Source organism: Paenarthrobacter sp. TA1.8 (assembly GCF_048595705.1).
In the GTDB taxonomy this organism is placed as follows: Bacteria; Actinomycetota; Actinomycetes; order Actinomycetales; family Micrococcaceae; genus Arthrobacter; species Arthrobacter nitroguajacolicus.
Window position 1 is genome coordinate 374,093 of the sequence record NZ_CP184287.1, and the last position, 18,938, is coordinate 393,030.

An 18,938-nucleotide genomic window follows, 5' to 3' on the forward strand; every position below is an offset into this window, starting at 1 on the left:
TTTGAGCTCTACCAGTACTGATTTCCAGGACCCCGGCGCTGTGAAGGAGGCCGGGGTCTTGGAAAGACGCCTGATCGACATCGGTCAGGAGAGGTTCGCCAGCGAGGTCTGGGGGCGCACCGCGTTACTCACGCGTGGTGCCAGCGATTTCTCCGATTTGTTCTCGGCCAACGCGGTTGACGAGCTGATTTCGCGCCGGGGTCTGCGGACACCCTTCCTGCGCGTCGCCAAGGGTGGCTCCACTCTTCCCGAGTCCTCCTACACTTCTCCGGCAGGCGTTGGTGCCACCATCTCCGACCAGCTGGACGACACAGCGCTTTGGCGCAAGTTCGGCGACGGAGCCACCCTCGTGCTGCAGGCGCTGCATCGCACGTGGGAGCCTGTCTCGAGCTTCAGCACAAAGCTAAGCACCGAGCTCGGACATCCTGTGCAGGCCAACGCATACGTCACCCCGCCTCAGAACCGTGGTTTCGACGATCACTACGATGTCCACGACGTCTTCGTCCTGCAAATCGAGGGGACCAAGCGTTGGATCATCCATGAGCCGGTCCACGTGGACCCACTGCGTAGCCAGCCGTGGACGGATCGCCGCTCCGCCGTCGAAGAAGCCGCTCAAGGTGAGCCTTATATTGACACCGTCTTGGAGCCCGGCGACGTCCTCTACCTGCCGCGCGGTTGGCTGCACGCCGCACAGGCGCAGGGGAAGGTCTCGATCCATCTCACGCTGGGGATACACAGCTGGACCCGCCATGCGCTGGCCGAACACCTGGCGCAGGCCGCTCTTGCGGCCCTATGCGACGATCCCGGGATGCGACGGTCCTTGCCAATGGGCGTGGATGGTCCTGAAGGGGAGATCGCCGCGATTCGCGAACGTCTCGCCGCCGCTGTCATGGAGGCTGATACCACTTCCCTTTTCCAGCGTGCACGGCGAGGTCAGGGACGCCCGGCCCCGCTTGGCCCGGTGGCCCAGCTTGCGGCCGTCGAGGGCCTCGGCCCGGAGACGCTGGTGCGGCTTCGGGAAGCACTTGAAGCCCGGTTTGAGGGCTCACGTTTGACTACCCGCGTCGGCTGGCTCGACTTCCCGGAGGCGGATCTGCCGTCCGTGCGGCGCCTGCTGGACGGCGAGGCTCACCGCGCGGCTGATCTCGGCGTTGAACTTGTGGAGAGGCTGTTACGCGCAGGAGTTCTCGTCCCCATTGAACAGTGATGTCGGCGTGAACAGTGATCTCGGCGTGAACTGCGACCCTAACGCGAACTGCGACCCCGAACCGTGACATCCCCAGCTGCCGCAACGGGCCGTTTCTTCTGCGCGGAACGTGCCCGGCTGCGTGGCGACTCGATGGCAGGCACGGCGTCACCGGGCCTGGTCTGGGTTCTCGTAGAGTATCCGGGCGCCTGGCCGCCCAACGGTTTCGAGGGCCTTGATCTTGACGCCGGGACCAAGGCCCTGGTCAGCTCCGCCGCGCGGACTGCGAATGCACGGATCCTCCTTGTGCGGCGTCCCGGCCCCCGCCGGCTCGGTGCTCGTCAGCGCCATGGTCCGGGCAGCTGGGCCGTACTCCGCCATCAAAGCTCCGGCGCCTATCAACAGCTATGGGGAACATGGAACCGCGACGAGGACCTTGCAGGGATCGTTTCAGCTCTGGCATCTCCCGGGGATCCCGGCCTTCCGCCGGTCATCCTGGTCTGCGCTCATGGGCAGCATGACGCCTGCTGCGCAGTGCGGGGCCGGCCTGTGGGGCGTGCGCTCAGTGAGCGATGGCCGGAATTGGTGTGGGAGTGCTCCCACATTGGCGGTGACAGGTTCGCGGCCAACGCGGTCATCGTCCCCGACGGTGTGTACTACGGAGGGCTCGACGCCGGTAGCTCCGTCGCCACTGTTGAGGGTCACCTCGCCGACCGCATCGGAGCAGAGCACTTGCGCGGTTACACGGACCTCCTCCCGCCGCAGCAGGCTGCCGTCGCGGCCGTGATTGAACGTTTCGGCCCTGCCGGGCGGCATGATTATCTGGTCACGGAGACGCTGCGCGAGGGCGACCACTGGCGCATCCACATCACTGGCAAGCCGCCCCAACCGGCGCATATCGATGTAGAATTGCACGCCCGCCGCACGCCATTACGTCAACTCACCTGCCGGGCGCCCATGGAGGGCTCGGTGATAGTTTACGAACCCACTTCCGTCCGTAGAACCTGACATTTGCGGACGGTGGCACGGATTACCAGGCTCTAGCGGGGCTCTGGATCTTCAGGGTGATCCATATCCCGCGGTGAACCCTCCAGTGGTGAATCGAGGAGGCTCGGTGGCTTAGGGACGCGAGCGAGTATCAGGCAGACCACCGTCAGCCATGCGACTGCGACCGTCAAAACCTCCGCCCACACCGATGCTCCGAGTTCCATGTAGAGATCATATGGCTCCTGAAGGCAAAACGGTAAGTAGCCTTACTTTCAATGTGGACGTTCGGAGTAATGTGGCGCTCCACTAGGCTTGGAGCATGACTCATGCAGGGCTGAAGTAGTGGCGAAACGCGGCAAGGCAAACAGGTCCCAGAGGTCGACGACGGGAGTCGTCGAAGTGCCTTCCGGCACCCGTCCTGACGGTCCGGTCGCGGGGGTCTACTACATCGATACCGGCGACTGCGAGCTGCTGCAGGACCAGGACAACTCCAATGGCTGGCTTCTCAGAATCAACGGCGTCATGAGCTCGCACATTGACCTGGCTGACCCCCTGTTCCTGGACTTTGAGTACATGCGCTGGATCGCTGCCCTGGTTGAATCGCGCTGGCCGCGCGAGCAGAAGCCCAAGCTACGTGGCCTTCATCTAGGTGGGGGAGCTTGCTCCATGGCACGCTACTTCCACGCGGCCTACCCTGAAGCGCGGCAGGTAGTTGTTGAGCTCGACGGCAAACTGGCTGACTACGTGCGCGGCTGGTTCGATCTACCCAAGGCGCCCTTCCTCCGGATCCGCGTGGGTGAAGCCCGGCAAGTCACTGAATCCCTTACTCCGGACAGTCGGGATCTCATCATTCGCGACGTCTTCGCCGGAGCTTTCACGCCCCGCGCCCTGACCACCCGGGAGTTCACAGCGCACGCGGACTCGGTTCTCGCATCTGACGGACTGTATGTGGTGAACTCGGGCGATGCCCCGGACCTCAAGAACGCCCGGGCTGACGCTGCCACCATCGCGGACACTTTCGAGCACACCATGATCATTGCCGATCCGGCCATGCTGAAGGGGCGCCGCTACGGCAACATGATCATGGCGGGCAGCCATGCGCCGTTCGGCGATGACCCCACGTTGGCCCGCAAGCTCCTGGGCGGAGGCGTCCCCGCGCACATTTGGGATGACGCAAAAGTGCGCGCATTCGCCAGGGGAATCCCGGTGCGGCACGACCCGGCGGCCGAGCCTTTGGTTGAAGCCTCAGTTCCGGCTGAGTGAACTGTTCCAGGCTTCCCACAGGTGTGCGTAGCGGCCGCCGCCGGACATCAGTTCCTGGTGCGAACCCGACTCGACAATGCGCCCATGCTCCATGACCACCACGGTGTCCGCCGACGCTGCCTGGGACAATCGGTGCGCGATCACCACGGACGTCCGGCCCGCCAACGCGGCTTCGGCAGCCTGATCGAGCATGGTGGCAGACCCGGTTCCCGCTTCTGCAGTGGCCTCGTCGAGCACTGCAATGGGTGGGTCCTTGAGCATCAGCCGAGCCAAGGCCAGCTGTTGTGCCTGCTCAGGTGTGAGCTGATGCCCACCTGCGCCTACGGAAGTCTCCAAGCCGTCGTCGAGCGTTTCAACCCAAGCAGCCCCGACAGCCTGCAGGGCGCGTGTGAGTTCCGCGGGGGAAGCGTCTGGTTTGGCAAGCTTGAGGTCCTGGGCCAGCGTTCCGGAGAAGACGTGAACCTCCTGGCTGACCATGGCAATGCGCTGATGCAGGTCCGCCGGGGCAGCGGCGGCTGAGTCCAGCCCGCCCACCCAGGCTGTCCCGCTGCCGGGGTGCTCCAAACCCATGATGATTTTGGCCAATGTGGTCTTGCCCGCACCGGAAGTGCCGACAATCGCCACCCGCTCGCCCGAGGCAATCGTGAGGGAAACTCCTTTGAGGGCCGGCCGCTGGCCCGGGTAAGCAAAGGTGACATCGTCCAGGACGATGCCGGCATCAGAGGCAGCTGGCGATACCGGGGCAGTGGTTTGCCCCGCGGACATCGTCAGGCCGAACATGCGCCCCAATCCGGCTGCGGCTTTCTGAAGCTCATCGAATTGCCCCAGAACCAGCCCGATCGGATCGAACAGCCGGTAGAAGTAAAGTGCGGCCGCCGTCGCCGCGCCGATGGTGACGGCGCCTTCGGCGTGGAGCCAGAATCCCACTAGCAGAACCGCGGAAAGTCCGATCAATTCCGCAAGGTTGAGGCGGTTGTAAAAACGGGTCAGGTAACCAACCCCGCGCAGCGAATGGCCGATGTGCTCGTGCGAGGCGGCTGCCACAAGATCCGCATGGCGTGACCCGAGGCCCAAGGCCACAACAGACGGGGAGCCATGGACGGTCTCGATGATCTGCTCGGTTCGGTTGGCCTCTGTGATCCTGACCGTCCGGTAAATGGGTGCTGTTCGCTTGAGGAACCAGCGAAGGGTGAAGATCTGCAGGGGTGCTGCGATGAGCACGGCCACCGCGAAGCGCCAGTCGATGACGCCCAAGCCCAGCAGGGTCACCCCAATGGTGAAAGCTGCGCTGGTGAACGCGGGCAGCACCCCGGAAATGGCCTCGCTGACAGCCTCGACATCGCCGGACACCCGGGCCACGACGTCGCCGATGCCCGCCTTTTCCAGTTGTGCCAGCGGCTTCCGAACGGCTGCCGCGAACACTTCCTCGCGCAGCCCGGCGAGCGCTTCCTCGCAGATACGGGCCAACAGGTTCTGGCCCGCGATGCCCAGCAGTGCGCCCAGGCCACCGGCCACCAGCAAGCCGATGGCCAGCCACAGCAGGGACAGGACGTCCCCTCCGGATGCTGCAATGTTGACCATGACGCCCAGAAGTGCCGGGGCTGCCAAGCCGCAGCAGGATGCCGCCAGCAACACGAAGATGGTGAGGGTGAGCCTACCGGGGCGTTGCGCCAACAGGCGCCACATTGCTTTCCGGGTCTCGCGAGGGGTGGCTATAGGCAGGATTTCCGAGTTCACGAGCCCACCACTTCCCGGTAACCAGCCGACTTGGCGAGAAGTTCCCGGTGCGTCCCGGTCTCCGGTGTCCCACCGGCTCCGCCCACCACCACCCGATCGCAGATGGCCAGCAGGGTGGGGCTTGTGGTGATCAGCACCAATGCTTTGTCCGGGAAGTTCCGCAGACCGTCCGCGATGACGGCTTCGGTGGCAGTGTCGACGGCGGTGGTGGGGTCATGCAGGACCAGCGCCGGCTGTTGCTGGTGCAGCGAGCGGCCAAGAACCAGCCGCTGGCGTTGCCCACCGGACAGGCTCTGGCCATGCCCGGTCAGGACGGTCTCGGTGCCTTCCGGCAGTTGTGACACGAAATCCTCGACGGCGGCAGCCGCCATGGCGCGTTCCGTCAGTTCGGCGTTGGCTACTGCCACGTTGTCGCGGATACTGCCGCTAAACAGGACCCCGTCGTGGTTGTCTGCGAAGACCCTTGAACGGGCGTGGTGGGGGTCGAGGTCTGCGGCGTCGTGGCCGTCGATGGACACTACACCGCGGGGTGCTGGGGTGCGAAAGCCCAACGTGTCTACCAACTGCCGCGCTTGTGTGCTGTCCGGAAGGACGACACCCACGATTTCGCCGGCGGACGCCGTGAAGGGCGGGAAAGCAGTGTGCGTAGTGCTCGGCAAGAGCTCCAGCAGCGGAGCTGGTCCGCCCGGTGGGTTTGCCGGCGAGGCTGAGCCGATTGCCGTCGTCGAACGTTCCGCTGCTTCGGGTGCGGGCACCGCCTCGGGTTCTTCCAGCAACACTGCTATGCGTGCGGCGGAGGCGCGTTTGCGGGCGAGTTCGACGCTCACGAAACCGAGCCCGGTCATGGGTCCCTGAACAAACTGCGCCACTCCAACAACGGCCACCAACTGCCCCACCGTGATGCTGCCTTGGAGTGCAAACCACGCTGCAAAGAAGGCGATACCGGCCAGGAACGCTGCGGACAGCGCGGTGCTCGCGCCCGTGTAAGCGGACTTGGCGCGGATGGCCTTCAGGGCGGAAGTCAGCGACGCCCGGCTTTCGGCGCGATAGCGCGCGATGGCAGCGTCCTCTGCGCCTAGCCCTTTCAACGGGCGGGAGCCGGTTATGAAATCCGTGGCCAAGGCGCCCGCGCGAGCTGCTGTGGACTGCTCCACGTCGCTGCGGTTTTCGAGCGGTTTGGTGAGCCGGTGCATCACCAGCAGCATCACCGGTGTTGCCAGGAGAACGGCAAGCCCCAGAGGTACTGAGATGAGCAGGAGGGTGACGGCGGATGTGATCACACCGGCGGCCGCAGCAAGACCACCGCTGATCAGCCAGGACAGCCCGGCAACCCTGTCGGCGTCGGAAGAAGCGATGGCTACGATTTCGCCCGGTGCCCGTCGGGCGGCCATGCCGCGGGGATGAAGTGTCCGCTCCACCACCAGTTGGCGGAGATCATGCGAGCCGTAGTTAAAGGAGCGCTCCGTGGCCAGGGTCCCGAAGCGCCACGAGAGAGCCAGCACAACGAACACCATAGCCAAGGCGCCGAGCCACCCCAGGAGGGCGCCGGCGTCGTTCGGTTCAATGGCGTTGTCCACCGCGGCGCCGATGGTAGCCGGCACCAAAGCCTCGCTGACCTGATGCAGGGAGAGTCCGGCGCAGCCCGCCAACAGCAGCTTCCAGCGGCCGTTGGCGAACAAGGTGAAGCTGAAGAGCCGGGAGGCCGAACTGGAGGGCATGCTTACCATAGTAAGGCTTGCCTTACCCTCCCGCCGAGATGGCACTTAATGCCCATGTTTCCGCGGAGCATTGGCATTAAGTGCCACCTCGATGAACACTGACGTCACCCGGGTGGACGGCAAGCCACCCCGGGGTCGCTACAAACCCGTCTGGCTCACTCCATACTCCGCCTGCTCGGCTGTGAAACCTTCAAAGAGTAGTTGGTCAACCAGCCCGGCATGTGAGAATGAGCTGAAGTCCAAGTAGTTCTTGGCTTTTTTGGCTGCTTGCTCATTCCAGTCGACCTTTACCCTTTCCACGGCCCACGTGGCATCCTCGGTCGAGTACTTCTCGAACTCGAGTTGTTTGATGAGACCCGTAAGTGAGAAGGCGCTGAATTCGAGGTAATCATTGGCCTTCCGCAGTGCGTTTTGTTGGCTGGTGGTCCCGGCTGCAGCCTTCGCCGCAGCATCGGCCGCAACCTTCGCGGCAGTGTCGGCGTCCGCTTTTGCTTTCGCGGCGGTGTCGGCGTCCGCCTTTGCCTTGGCGGCAGCTTCGGCGTCGGCTTTGGCTTTCACCGCTGCCTCGGCATCTGCCGCAGCCTTCGCAGCATCGGCATCAGCTTTTGCTTTAGCGGACGCAGACGCGGCAGCTGTGTCCTGTGTCTGTGAAGAAGCTGCGGGGGCAGCCGCGGATTCCTTCGCTGTGGAAACGGCGGGCGCCGATGTAGTCGCCGATCCAACGCGGGTGGCATTGAAAATAATGCTCAAGAGGACGAATGCGCCCGTGACGATCAAAGCCACTTTCTTGTGCTGCTGGTACCCCTCGAGCGGCCGACCTTGCTTGTCGCGGGTTTGGTTCGCTAGCACCAGGATGAGATCGATGAGGGCCCATATGCCCAAACCTCCGATGGTAAACAGTTTGAGGAGGCCGGTTCCGACCTTGCCCAGATAGAACCGGTCTACGCCAAAGACACCGAGGAGAAGGGACAGCAACCATGTGACAAGGAATGACTTGTTGCTTTGCGGTTGTTGTCCGTGGGCCTGGGATGGAGGGTATGCGGTGGGGTAGGGGTTATGGCTCATGAGAGTCCCTTCATAGGACACCTGACCGACGTGTGATGCGAAGCGCGCGGAGTGGGTGTGGTGATAGGACGCCTGATGAGGAGGCGGCATTGATCGCAAGCGCAAGAAACCTGCACCGATTGTTTGTTGGAAACGTGATCACTTCCCCCCAAAAAGCGTCACGAGCGTCATTGCCCGTAGACGGATGCTACACGTTGTCTGACGGAATGGAACCCCCAGATGTCACCGGGCGAAGTGCCACCTCGGCGCGGTCTGCCACCTCGACGCGCTACTCAGCGCCGAGCAGCTCCTCCCGCCGCTGCTCCGTCTCCTCCCGCAAAGCCTGCACGACGGCGGCTACCGCAGGGCGGCGCATCGAGTCCGGGCGGAGGACCATCCAGTAGGGGAGCAGCTCGGCGAAGTCGAAAGGTAGGAGGCGCACCAGGTCAGCGTGCCGGTCGGCCATGAAGCACGGCAGGAAGCCCACGCCGGCGCCGGCCCGGGTAGCTTCCACATGCACGAAAACGTTGGTGGAACTCAGGCCGTCACGCATGGTCGGGACAAGCCTGCGGGGAGCGTCCAGGTCATCCACTTGCAGCATGGAGTCAACAAAGTAGACCAGCTGGTGCTGCGTGAGTTCCTCAATGCTGGAAGGCGTTCCGTTGTCCGTCAGGTAAGCGCGCGAGGCATACATCCCCAGCCGATACTCGCCTAGTTGGATCGCCTCGGCCCGGTGAACCTGCGGCGTCCCCACCACCACTTCGATGTCCAGCCCCGAGCGCTGTTGCAACGCCCTCCGCGTCACGGTCACGATCTCAACGCTGAGTCCGGGATGTTCGCGTCGCAAGCGGGCCACTGCTGGTGCGGCGATATAGGCGCTGAAGCCATCAGTCGCGGTCATGCGTACGACGCCGGTGATGCGGTCGGGCGCGCGGTCGCTTGGTCCCAGCGCGCTCACCGCAGCTTCAATCCGCTCAGCGACAAGTACGGCTTCGGCACCCAGCTCTGTCACTTCCCAACCACCGGCCGCACGCGCGAGGACCCTGCCGCCCAGCGCCTTCTCCAACGCCGCTATCCTGCGCGAAACGGTGGTGTGGTTGAGCCCCAAGGCTTGGGCCGCCGTCGTGAATCTTCCTGAACGTGAGACGGCGAGGAAGATGAGGAGGTCGTCGGGGTTGGGATTCATATCTGCAATTCTGCACACATCGGGTGCCACTTTGGTCATTGAGCGCGGGAGAATCTGCAGCAATACTCAGTGGAGCATTTCGTGTTGTGGATCACATCACGTTCACAAGGGTCAAAGAGGACACTGAGGAGATGGATATGAGCGTAGAGCAGCGCTCCGCATCAAAAGCAGGGAAAGGCGCCGGCGAAGGTTCCGGACTCAAGAAGATCGTCGCGGCGTCGATGGTGGGCACCGTGGTGGAGTGGTACGAGTTCTTCCTGTACGCCACGGCCGCCACATTGGTTTTCGGCAAGTACTTCTTCCCGAGCACAGGGAATGAACTGGACGGCATCATCCAGGCGTTCATTACCTACGCGGTTGGCTTCGTGGCCCGTCCGCTCGGCGGCATCGTGTTCGGCCAGATCGGCGACAAGCTGGGACGCAAGCCCACCCTGCAGCTGACCATCGTGATCGTGGGTGTTTCCACCTTCCTGATGGGCTGCCTCCCGGGCTTCGTGGAGATCGGCTACTGGGCACCGGCCATGCTGGTGGCGCTCCGTTTCATCCAGGGCTTCGCGCTCGGCGGCGAATGGGGAGGTGCTGTGCTGCTGGTAGCTGAGCACAGCCCCAACAAATCCCGCGGGTTCTGGTCCTCGTGGCCGCAAGCAGCAGTGCCGGTAGGTAACCTCCTGGCCACCGCCGTCCTGTTCACCATGTCCACAGTGCTCAGCAGCGAAGCCTTCCTCGGTTGGGGTTGGCGCGTAGCGTTCTGGCTGTCCGCAGTGATCGTGTTCGTCGGCTACTACATCCGCACCCACGTCACCGAAGCCCCCATCTTCCTCGAAGCCAAGGCACAGGTGGAAGAGTCCAAGGCCATCAGCTACGGCGTCGGCGAAGTCATCCGCAAGTACCCCAAGGGCATCCTCCAGGCCATGGGCCTCCGCTTCGCAGAGAACATCATGTATTACCTCGTGGTGAGCTTCGCGATCGTGTACCTCAAGAGCGTCCACAAGTACGACACCTCATCGCTCCTCCTGGCACTCCTGATAGCCCACGTCATCCACTTCCTGGTCATTCCGCAGGTCGGGCGCCTGGTGGACTCGTGGGGACGCAAGCCCGTGTATCTGGTGGGTGCGATCACCGGCGCGACCTGGCCGTTCTTCGCCTTCCCCATGTTCGACACCAGGAACGCAGTGATCATCGTCCTCGCCGTGACCATCGGCTTGTGCTTGCACGCGTTCATGTACGCAGGTCAGCCGGCCATCATGTCCGAGCTCTTCCCCACCCGGATGCGCTACTCCGGTGTTTCGCTCGGCTCGCAGGTCACGTCGATTTTCGCCGGCTCGCTCGCGCCGCTGTTGGCCACACAATGGCTCAAGGACACTGGCTCCTGGGTTCCCACAGCGATCTACCTCGTGGTTGCTTGCGCCGTCACCGTCGTCGCAGTTGTTTCGCTGAAGGAGACCAAGGGCATCGCCTTGCAGGAAGTGGACCAGGCCGACGCCATCCGTCACGGACTGGCCACTGCATCTACTTCGAAAGGCTAGTTCCATGGATAACTCCTTGAATGGACGCAAGGCACTGGTTACCGGCGGGGCGAGCGGAATCGGGGCAGCCTGCGCGCGGGCGCTCGCCGCCCGCGGGGCGAAAGTAGTAGTGGCCGACGTCGATGCCTCCGGAGCTGCGGCCCTCGCCGACGAGTTGGGCGGCACCGCCTGGACGGTGGATCTCCTGGACGTCGACGCCTTGGCCGCCCTCAACCTCGACTGCGACATCCTGGTCAACAACGCCGGCATCCAGAAAGTTGCCCCGATCGAGGAGTTTGAACCTGCGGAGTTCCGGCGGATCCTGGCCCTGATGCTGGAGGCACCGTTCCTCCTCATCAGGGCCGCCCTCCCGCACATGTACGCCAACGGATTCGGCCGGATTATCAACATCTCGTCCGTCCATGGCTTACGCGCCTCCGCCTACAAAAGCGCTTACGTGTCCGCCAAACATGGGCTTGAAGGGCTGAGTAAGGTCACCGCCTTGGAGGGTGGAGAGCATGGCGTCACGTCCAATTGCATCAACCCCGGTTACGTTCGGACGCCCTTGGTGGAGAAGCAGATCGCCGATCAGGCCCGGCTCCACGGCATCCCCGAAGCCGAGGTCCTGGCCAAGGTGATGCTCACGGAGTCCGCTGTGAAACGGCTCGTGGAGGTGGAGGAAGTCGCGTCGCTGGCAGCGTGGATGGCCTCCGACGACGCCGGCATGGTCACCGGCGCGAGCTACACCATGGACGGGGGATGGTCCGCGCGATAGTTCCGCCCCGCCCCGCGCCCCCGCCCCGCGCCCCGCCCCCGCGCCCCCGAGGTGACAGTTAATGCCAATGTTCGGCGTGAACATTGGCATTAACTGTAGTTTCGGCGCGGGGAAATCAGGCCGTCTCGTCCACCAGCTCTGCCCGGCGCAGGCCACCACCGCGAACCCACAGTTTGTAAGCCACGAAGAGCAGCACGAGCCAGGTGCCGCCAACGTACAGCGCAACCCGAGTGTCCTCGAAAACGCCCAGGATCACGATTACCATGGCCATGAACGCCATGGTCAGGATGGATGCGAGCGGCCACAGCGGAGAGCCGAATTCCGACGCCGGCAGGCCCTTGCGCTTGATCTCCCGTTTCATGGCGACGTGCGAAGCGAGGATCATCACCCAGACCCATACGGTGGCGAAGGTGGCGATGGAGGCGATGAGTACGAACACGTCCTCCGGAATGACCGCATTCAGCACGACGCCCACCAGCAGGATGCCGCCCATCATCACCACGGTCATCCATGGAACGCCGTGTCGGGAGATCTTGCTGAAGCTCTTGGGTGCGTGTCCCTGCTGGGCCAGGCCGAAGAGGATGCGTCCGGCCCCGAAAATGTCGCTGTTGATCGCCGAGAGAGCGGCTGTGATGACCACGGCGTTGAGAATGTGAGGGGCGGCAGGAATGCCCAGGCCGTCAAAGATCTGCACGAACGGACTGCCGCTGCTTCCGATTTCGTTCCACGGGAAGATGCTCATCAGCACGCCCAGGGTCAGAACGTAGAACAACAAAACGCGGACGGGCACAGTATTGACTGCCTGCGGGATGACCTTCTTGGGGTTTGTGGCTTCGCCCGCCGTGATACCGATCGTTTCGATCCCGCCAAAGGCAAACATTACGACGGCGAACGCGGCCAGGAGCCCCTCGAAACCGTTCGGGAACAAACCACCGTGATTCACAAGGTTCCCAAGTCCCGGTGCCACGCCACCGCCGTCGCCCGTTTGGAAGCCGAACACGACGATCGCTGCGCCGCCCACGATCATGGCGATGATCGCCACCACCTTGATGAGCGAGAACCAGAACTCGAGTTCCCCAAACACTTTCACGCTGAGCAGGTTCATGGCGCCCAGAAACAGGATGATCGCGAGCACCCAGATCCATCTGTCCACCTGTGGGAACCAGAAGCCCATATAGATACTGAAGGCGGTGACGTCGGCTATGGCCACGATCGCCATCTCGAACACGTACGTCCACCCGGTCACGAACCCGGCGAACGGCCCCAGATACTTGCTTGCGTACTGGCCGAACGAGCCGGAAACAGGGTGTCGGACGGCCATCTCACCGAGGGCGCGCATCACCATGAACACGGCCGCACCGCCGATGATATAGGCCAGCAGGACGGCAGGACCGGCTTTCTGGATGGCGGAGGCGGAGCCGTAGAAGAGGCCGGTGCCGATCGCAGAGCCGAGCGCCATGAAGCGTATGTGACGGACGTTGAGGCCTCGGCTGAGCGCCGTACCTGCGGCTTGGAGGACAGAGCTCTCCGCAGCCAGCTTGGTTTGTTGCATAGTAAAACCTTCTCGTCTTTGGGAGGGGATCGCTATCCAGCAGATCACTTTTGGGCGCCTTGTGATCGGACTCACGAGGCTTTGGTGTCTTTGATCGCAGACAGTGGGCCAACGGCACCACTCGCCGGGAGCATGGTTCGGGGAGTGTCCGGTATTCCGGACGCTGTCGACCGGTCCGTGCTGGTGATTGGCCTGCGAAGGGTGCACGCTAGAGTACGGGATACCGGACAGCAACGGTTCGACGATCCCGAAATCCGAGCAGCGAGGAACCATGACAAGCACGCCAACCGCATCAGGCAAAGCCACGTCCAAAGTCCCGGCTGCCGAAAATACGCTGCGCATCCTCAAGCTGTTGGCCTCGCGCCGTGGTCCCATGGCGGCGTCGAACATTGCAACAGCGCTCGGCCTGCCGCGATCCAGTGTGTACCACCTGCTCGGCGTGATGGAGGCGAACGGCTTTGTCCTCCACCTGCACGAGGAACAGCGTTACGGGCTTGGCATCAGCGCATTCGAGCTCAGCTCGGCGTACTCGCGGCAGGAGCCGTTATCGCGGCTCGGGCGGCCGATGCTCGCCTCGCTGGTTGACGTCATCGGTGAGAGCGCGCACTTGGCGGTGCTCCACGGGCGCGACGTTCTCTACATCGTGGAGGAACGCGCCAAGAACCGCCCGAGCCTGGTGACCGACGTCGGCGTCCGCCTGCCTAGCCACCTCACTGCCTCGGGCCGCGCGATCCTTGCCGCGCTACCAAAATCGCAAGTTCGCGCGCTGTATCCGAATGCCGCTGCCTTCACCTCGCGGCACGAAGTCGAGTTTCCCATCATGAAGTACTCCGCGTTGTCATCCCATCTGGATCAGGTTCGGCAACGCGGCTACGCCACGGAAAACGGCGAAATCACGCCAGGTTTCGGTTCCATCGCCGCCGCTGTGACGGACCATGTGGGATGGCCGACGGCGGCAGTCGCCGTCACGTTCCTGGAGGACAAAGTGCCGGCTGAGCAATGGCCGGTCCTGGCTGCCCGCATCCGTAAAGCGGCAGACGAACTATCGGTGCGGATCCACGGCCGCCCCGCGGGCTAATCCTGCCCCAAGGCATCGCGCTCGACGAGTTTTCGGAAAGTCTCCAGCTCGCCCCGGAAGCTGCCGCGGTAGGAGCCCATGGCGAACAGCCGCCCGAAGATTCCGGCGATAAACCCCCGGGTCACGAACTCCTGGTGGATGCGCGTGCCCTGTCCCTCGCTGGCAAACCGCACATCTGACTCGCCCTTCAGGATGGCATTGCCGAAGCGGGTGCGGATGTGCCAAGGCCGCTCGACCTCAAGGATTTCGGTGGGGCTGGCCATCCGCCCGAACCAGACCGTGTAGCGGCTGCCGGCCTGGTCGGTGGAGCCCACGCGGTCTGTCACGCGGGTTACTCCGCCGATCCATTCCGGGAACCGGTCAAGATTCGTCCATGCTGCGAAGACGCGCTCGGGCGGCGCGGCGACGAGCGTGGTTACCCGGTGCGTTCCCATGGGTCCAGCATGCTCTTTTTGTCGCGCGAATGCGAGGGGTTGGGCGGGTCTGTAATCCCGGACAGCACCACTCAAAAAGCCGTTCCGGCCGCAGGATAAAGGGGCTTTAGTAGAAGCAGAAGATCTTTCCACCACATACTTCCCACAGACGAAGGAGTCACCATGGCACCCGCCGATTTCACTACTGGTGCCCGTCCGGTTAAGGCCGCGCGGGGTACTGAGCTTACTGCCAAGTCGTGGCAGACCGAGGCGCCGTTGCGCATGTTGATGAATAACCTGGATCCGGAGGTTGCTGAGCGTCCGGATGATCTGGTGGTTTACGGCGGCACGGGTCGTGCGGTCCGTTCGTGGGCTGCGTTTGATGCGATTACCCGGACGTTGGAGACGATGGAGAAGGACGAAACGCTCCTGGTGCAGTCGGGCAAGCCGGTGGGTGTGTTCCGTACTCATGAGTGGGCTCCGCGGGTGTTGTTGGCGAACTCGAACCTGGTGGGGGATTGGGCGACGTGGCCTGAGTTCCGCCGTCTCGAGGCCGAGGGTTTGATGATGTATGGGCAGATGACGGCCGGGTCCTGGATTTACATCGGCACGCAGGGCATCCTGCAGGGCACGTATGAAACCTTCGCTGCGGTGGGGAACAAGCTCGCTGCGGAGGGCCGTCACCCGGCCCCGGCAGTTGAGGGTTCCACGGAGGGCCCGTTGGCCGGGACGCTGACGTTGACCGGTGGGTGTGGTGGCATGGGCGGTGCCCAGCCGTTGGCGGTGACCCTGAACGATGGTGCGTGCCTGATCGTGGACGTGGATGAAACCCGCCTGCGTCGTCGTGTGGGTAAGCGGTACCTGGACGAGGTCGAAACGGATCTGGATGCTGCGATCAAGAAGGTCCAAGCCGCGAAGGACGAGCGCCGCGGCTGGTCTGTGGGGTATGTGGGCAACGCCGCTGAGGTCTTCCCGGAACTCCTGCGTCGGCATAAGGCCGGGGAGGTGACCTTTGATGTGGTCACGGACCAGACCAGTGCCCATGATCCTCTGTCCTACCTTCCGGAGGGCATTACCGTGGCGGAGTGGCATGTTGAGGCCGAGGCGGATCCGGAAGGGTTCACCAAGAAGGCCCAGGCGTCCATGGCCCGGCAGGTCCAGGCGATGGTGGAGTTCCAGGACGCCGGGTCCGAGGTGTTCGATTACGGTAACTCGATCCGTGACGAGGCCCGCACGGGCGGGTATGCGCGGGCGTTTGAGTTCCCCGGCTTCGTCCCGGCCTATATTCGTCCGTTGTTCTGCGAGGGCCTGGGCCCGTTCCGCTGGGTCGCGCTCTCCGGGGACCCGGAAGACATCGCCGTCACGGACAAAGCCATCAAGGAACTCTTCCCGGAGAACAAGCACCTGCACAAGTGGCTGGATGCTGCCGCAGACCGCGTGGAATTCGAAGGGTTGCCGGCACGTATTTGCTGGCTTGGGTACGGCGAACGCGCCAAGGCCGGCCTGCTGTTCAACCAGCTCGTGAAGGAGGGCAAGGTCAAGGCCCCGATCGTGATCGGCCGTGATCACCTGGACTCGGGCTCGGTGGCGTCCCCGTACCGGGAGACCGAGTCCATGGCCGATGGATCCGACGCGGTTGCTGACTGGCCGTTGCTGAACGCCCTGATCAACACCTCGTCGGGTGCTACCTGGGTGTCCATCCATCACGGCGGCGGTGTCGGCATTGGCCGGTCCCTGCACGCCGGACAGGTCTCCGTTGCTGACGGCACGGACCTGGCCGCGGAAAAGCTCGAACGGCTCCTGACCAACGACCCCGGCATGGGCGTCATCCGCCACGTCGACGCCGGCTACGACCGCGCCGTCGAGGTCGCCAACGAACGCGGCGTCCGCATCCCAATCCCCCCGAGCACCCTAACCTCGCAAGCTCGGTCAGGGAACCCTGCTCGCGTGGCCCCAGAGAAGTAGGCAACAAAGTGACTACCACAACCCACGAACAGCTCACCGTCAGCCTCGGCTCCAGCGGCGTCACCCCGGAAGACGTCGTCGCCGTCGCCCGCCACGACGCCAAGGTGACCATTTCCCAGGAAGCCCTGGACAACGTGGCCAAGGTCCGCGCCCACATTGACGAGCTCGCTACCAGCGACGTCCCGGCGTACGGCATTTCCACGGGCTTCGGTGCCCTGGCCAACCGCCACATCCCCAACGACCTCCGCACCCAGCTGCAGAAGTCGCTGATCCGCAGCCACGCCGCCGGCATGGGCCCGGCCGTGGAACGCGAAGTGGTCCGCGGCATCATGTTCCTCCGCGCCAAGACCCTCGCCTCCGGCCGCACAGGCGTCCGCCCGGTGGTCCTGCAGACCATGGTGGACGTCCTCAACGCCGGCATCACCCCGCTGGTCCGCGAGTTCGGTTCGCTGGGTTGCTCCGGCGACCTCGCGCCGCTGTCCCATTGCGCGCTGGTCCTCATGGGCGAAGGCGAAGCAACGGGTCCCGACGGCGAACTGTACGGAACCGCTGGCAAGCCGCCTGTCGCTGAGCTGCTTGCGCAGCACGGTATCGAGCCGGTTACCCTCGCTGAGAAAGAGGGCCTGGCCCTCGTCAACGGCACCGAAGGCATGCTGGGCATGCTCCTGATGGCCATCGCCGATATCCGTTTGCTGCTTGCGACGGCGGATGTCACCGCCGCGCTCAGCGTCGAGGCGCTGCTCGGCACGGACCAGGTGTTCCTGCCGGAGCTCCACGCAGCACTGCGTCCCCACCCGGGCCAGGCTGCCAGCGCTGACAATATGCTGCGCGTGCTGTCCAACTCGCCCATCGTCGCGTCCCACCGGATCAACGACACCAAGGTCCAGGACGCCTACTCCCTGCGTTGTGCCCCTCAGGTTGCCGGGGCTGTCCGTGACACCGTGGACCACGCCGCGCTGGTGGCTTCCCGCGAACTCGCTGCAGCGATCGACAACCCCGTTGTCCTGCCGGACGGCCGTGTCACGTCCAACGGCAACTTCCACGGTGCGCCCGTGGCCTACGTCCTGGACTTCCTGGCCATTGCGGTCGCGGACCTCAGCTCCATCGCCGAACGTCGCACCGACCGCATGCTTGATCCGGCCCGTTCACACGGACTTCCGGCTTTCCTCGCCGGAGACCCCGGCGTCGATTCCGGCCTGATGATCGCCCAGTACACGCAGGCAGGCCTGGTTTCGGACAACAAGCGCCTCGCCGTTCCGGCATCCGTGGACTCCATCCCGAGCTCCGCAATGCAGGAAGACCACGTGTCCATGGGCTGGCACGCTGCCCGGAAGCTGCGCAAGGCGGTCGAGAACCTCCGCCGCGTGCTCGCCGTCGAGCTTGTCACCAGCGCCCGCGCCATTGACATGCGGACGCAAATGTCCGACGGCGAACTCACCCCGGGTCCCGCCGGTACGGCCGTTCTTGAGGTGCTTCGTGAAGTGGTCCAAGGCCCGGGCACCGACCGGTTCCTGTCGCCGGAACTGGAAGCAGCTGACCGTTTGGTTGGCTCCGGCGCGGTCCGCGCGGCCGCCGAATCCGCCGTCGGGATTTTGGCCTGACGTCGAATAAAACGCTCATTTGATGGGCATATTTGTCACGCCCCGGTCTTTGTTCGCAACGCAAGCACCGGGGCGTGGCAAATGTAGTAAAACTTATGGTGTACGTCACGTCCACGCCAACGATGTCGTGGGCCTGACGGTCAACCGTTTCACACAACTCAATACACAACAGAGAACATCCACAAAGGGGTAGAAGTTCAATGAAGGCACGCGGAGCAGTCCTGTCCAGGCGAAGCGCTCACACGGCTACGGTTACCGACTGGAAGACGCTGAAGGTTGGCGAGAGGGTGGAAGTGGTCAAATACGCCCACGTGATCGCCGCCGGCCGGGTCGAGGAAGTTTCCGGAAGCGGGAACGTTGTATGGCTTGAGCACGCGGGGTCGGGTGTTACCGAAGAGGGCAAGGAACTCTTCATGAAGTCCGACGGCGTGACTCTCCGCCGGGGGTAGGCACCCAACTGAGTCGCAGTTAAGCGCGTTTTGGACGCTCAAAACGCGCTTAAATGCGACCTACTTGGGTGGGGATAGTTGTTAAAACAGAAACCGGGGCTCGTTCCCTTTCCGCGGGTAGTAGATGCGGAAAGGGGACGGGCCCCGGTTTTTTGTTCGTTGCCGTGAGTGCCGTCAGGGGTGGCAATCAGGCAGCGAGTACTTCGCGGGTCTGACCGAAGGGAACGGATTCGTCCAGAGCCACTGTGTAGGTGCCGGGTTCGTGCCGGGTCACCAGAATGCCGCAGTTAGCGTCTGCTGCTGCGTTTTCGATCAGGGCATCCACGGCGCGGTCGAGTCCGTCGTGGATCTCGTCTGCCTTGGAAAAGGACAGGCGAATTTCGCGTTCTGCAATCATTGCAGGGGTCATTTGGGGGCCTCCTATTACTTGCCGCATGCGAGGGCGACCCATCAATCATAGAGTGTGGGCGTCAAGTATT

At 63.7% G+C, this 18,938-nt stretch carries 16 protein-coding genes; 9 read left to right on the forward strand and 7 right to left on the reverse strand.

What is annotated here, in order from left to right:
• Position 1 precedes the first annotated feature (1 nt).
• The 3 genes from ACNAOT_RS01985 (at position 2) to ACNAOT_RS01995 (ending at position 3,436) form a co-directional block, all read left to right on the forward strand.
• Positions 2–1,207, forward strand: a complete 1,206-nt coding sequence (locus tag ACNAOT_RS01985; protein WP_420179826.1) for a cupin domain-containing protein — start codon at positions 2–4, stop codon at positions 1,205–1,207.
• Positions 1,208–1,339: 132 nt separating this feature from the next.
• The gene (locus tag ACNAOT_RS01990; protein WP_420181104.1) at positions 1,340–2,194 is read left to right on the forward strand and encodes a sucrase ferredoxin; all 855 of its coding nucleotides are present in this window, start codon (positions 1,340–1,342) and stop codon (positions 2,192–2,194) included.
• A 321-nt stretch (positions 2,195–2,515) separates the two neighbouring features.
• Positions 2,516–3,436 carry a spermidine synthase gene (locus ACNAOT_RS01995; protein WP_420179827.1) on the forward strand — a complete coding sequence of 307 codons (921 nt, stop codon included), beginning with the start codon at positions 2,516–2,518 and terminating at the stop codon, positions 3,434–3,436.
• On the opposite strand, the gene ACNAOT_RS02000 is transcribed toward ACNAOT_RS01995, so the two are convergent.
• From ACNAOT_RS02000 to ACNAOT_RS02015, 4 genes are all read right to left on the reverse strand, one after another.
• The gene (locus tag ACNAOT_RS02000; protein WP_420179828.1) at positions 3,419–5,173 is read right to left on the reverse strand and encodes an ABC transporter ATP-binding protein; all 1,755 of its coding nucleotides are present in this window, start codon (positions 5,171–5,173) and stop codon (positions 3,419–3,421) included. The genes ACNAOT_RS01995 and ACNAOT_RS02000 overlap by 18 nt on opposite strands.
• Positions 5,170–6,891 carry an ABC transporter ATP-binding protein gene (locus tag ACNAOT_RS02005; protein ID WP_420179829.1) on the reverse strand — a complete coding sequence of 574 codons (1,722 nt, stop codon included), beginning with the start codon at positions 6,889–6,891 and terminating at the stop codon, positions 5,170–5,172. Before ACNAOT_RS02005 ends, ACNAOT_RS02000 begins: the two co-directional genes overlap by 4 nt.
• A gap of 138 nt (positions 6,892–7,029) precedes the next feature.
• Positions 7,030–7,956 (reverse strand): Ltp family lipoprotein, encoded by a 927-nt coding sequence (locus ACNAOT_RS02010; RefSeq protein WP_420179830.1) that lies wholly within the window; start codon positions 7,954–7,956, stop codon positions 7,030–7,032.
• Positions 7,957–8,224: 268 nt separating this feature from the next.
• Positions 8,225–9,121: a LysR family transcriptional regulator gene (locus ACNAOT_RS02015; protein ID WP_420179831.1), complete on the reverse strand. Its 897-nt coding sequence runs from the start codon at positions 9,119–9,121 to the stop codon at positions 8,225–8,227.
• A gap of 137 nt (positions 9,122–9,258) precedes the next feature.
• On the opposite strand from ACNAOT_RS02015, the gene ACNAOT_RS02020 reads away from it, so the two are divergent.
• Complete coding sequence (locus tag ACNAOT_RS02020; RefSeq protein ID WP_091467451.1) at positions 9,259–10,647, forward strand: MFS transporter; 1,389 nt, start codon at positions 9,259–9,261, stop codon at positions 10,645–10,647.
• A gap of 4 nt (positions 10,648–10,651) precedes the next feature.
• The gene (locus ACNAOT_RS02025; RefSeq protein WP_420179832.1) at positions 10,652–11,401 is read left to right on the forward strand and encodes a 3-hydroxybutyrate dehydrogenase; all 750 of its coding nucleotides are present in this window, start codon (positions 10,652–10,654) and stop codon (positions 11,399–11,401) included.
• Positions 11,402–11,516: 115 nt separating this feature from the next.
• Here the strand turns inward: ACNAOT_RS02025 and ACNAOT_RS02030 are convergent, their stop codons facing one another.
• Entirely contained in the window at positions 11,517–12,953 is a 1,437-nt protein-coding gene (locus ACNAOT_RS02030; RefSeq protein WP_420179833.1) for an amino acid permease, read from the reverse strand.
• Positions 12,954–13,224: 271 nt separating this feature from the next.
• Between ACNAOT_RS02030 and ACNAOT_RS02035 the strand changes: the two genes are divergently transcribed.
• Complete coding sequence (locus tag ACNAOT_RS02035; RefSeq protein ID WP_054809310.1) at positions 13,225–14,031, forward strand: IclR family transcriptional regulator; 807 nt, start codon at positions 13,225–13,227, stop codon at positions 14,029–14,031.
• Here ACNAOT_RS02035 and ACNAOT_RS02040 read toward each other — a convergent pair.
• The gene (locus ACNAOT_RS02040; protein WP_420179834.1) at positions 14,028–14,465 is read right to left on the reverse strand and encodes an SRPBCC family protein; all 438 of its coding nucleotides are present in this window, start codon (positions 14,463–14,465) and stop codon (positions 14,028–14,030) included. The genes ACNAOT_RS02035 and ACNAOT_RS02040 overlap by 4 nt on opposite strands.
• A 162-nt stretch (positions 14,466–14,627) precedes the next feature.
• On the opposite strand from ACNAOT_RS02040, the gene ACNAOT_RS02045 reads away from it, so the two are divergent.
• The 3 genes from ACNAOT_RS02045 (at position 14,628) to ACNAOT_RS02055 (ending at position 18,459) form a co-directional block, all read left to right on the forward strand.
• Positions 14,628–16,409: a urocanate hydratase gene (locus tag ACNAOT_RS02045; protein WP_420179835.1), complete on the forward strand. Its 1,782-nt coding sequence runs from the start codon at positions 14,628–14,630 to the stop codon at positions 16,407–16,409.
• Positions 16,410–16,417: 8 nt separating this feature from the next.
• Positions 16,418–18,010 carry a histidine ammonia-lyase gene (hutH, locus tag ACNAOT_RS02050; protein ID WP_091464821.1) on the forward strand — a complete coding sequence of 531 codons (1,593 nt, stop codon included), beginning with the start codon at positions 16,418–16,420 and terminating at the stop codon, positions 18,008–18,010.
• A 200-nt stretch (positions 18,011–18,210) separates the two neighbouring features.
• Positions 18,211–18,459, forward strand: coding sequence for a hypothetical protein (locus ACNAOT_RS02055; RefSeq protein ID WP_091464823.1), 249 nt, complete (start codon positions 18,211–18,213; stop codon positions 18,457–18,459).
• A 187-nt stretch (positions 18,460–18,646) separates the two neighbouring features.
• Here the strand turns inward: ACNAOT_RS02055 and ACNAOT_RS02060 are convergent, their stop codons facing one another.
• Positions 18,647–18,868, reverse strand: coding sequence for a hypothetical protein (locus ACNAOT_RS02060; RefSeq protein WP_017198995.1), 222 nt, complete (start codon positions 18,866–18,868; stop codon positions 18,647–18,649).
• Between the last annotated feature and the right edge of the window lie 70 nt (positions 18,869–18,938).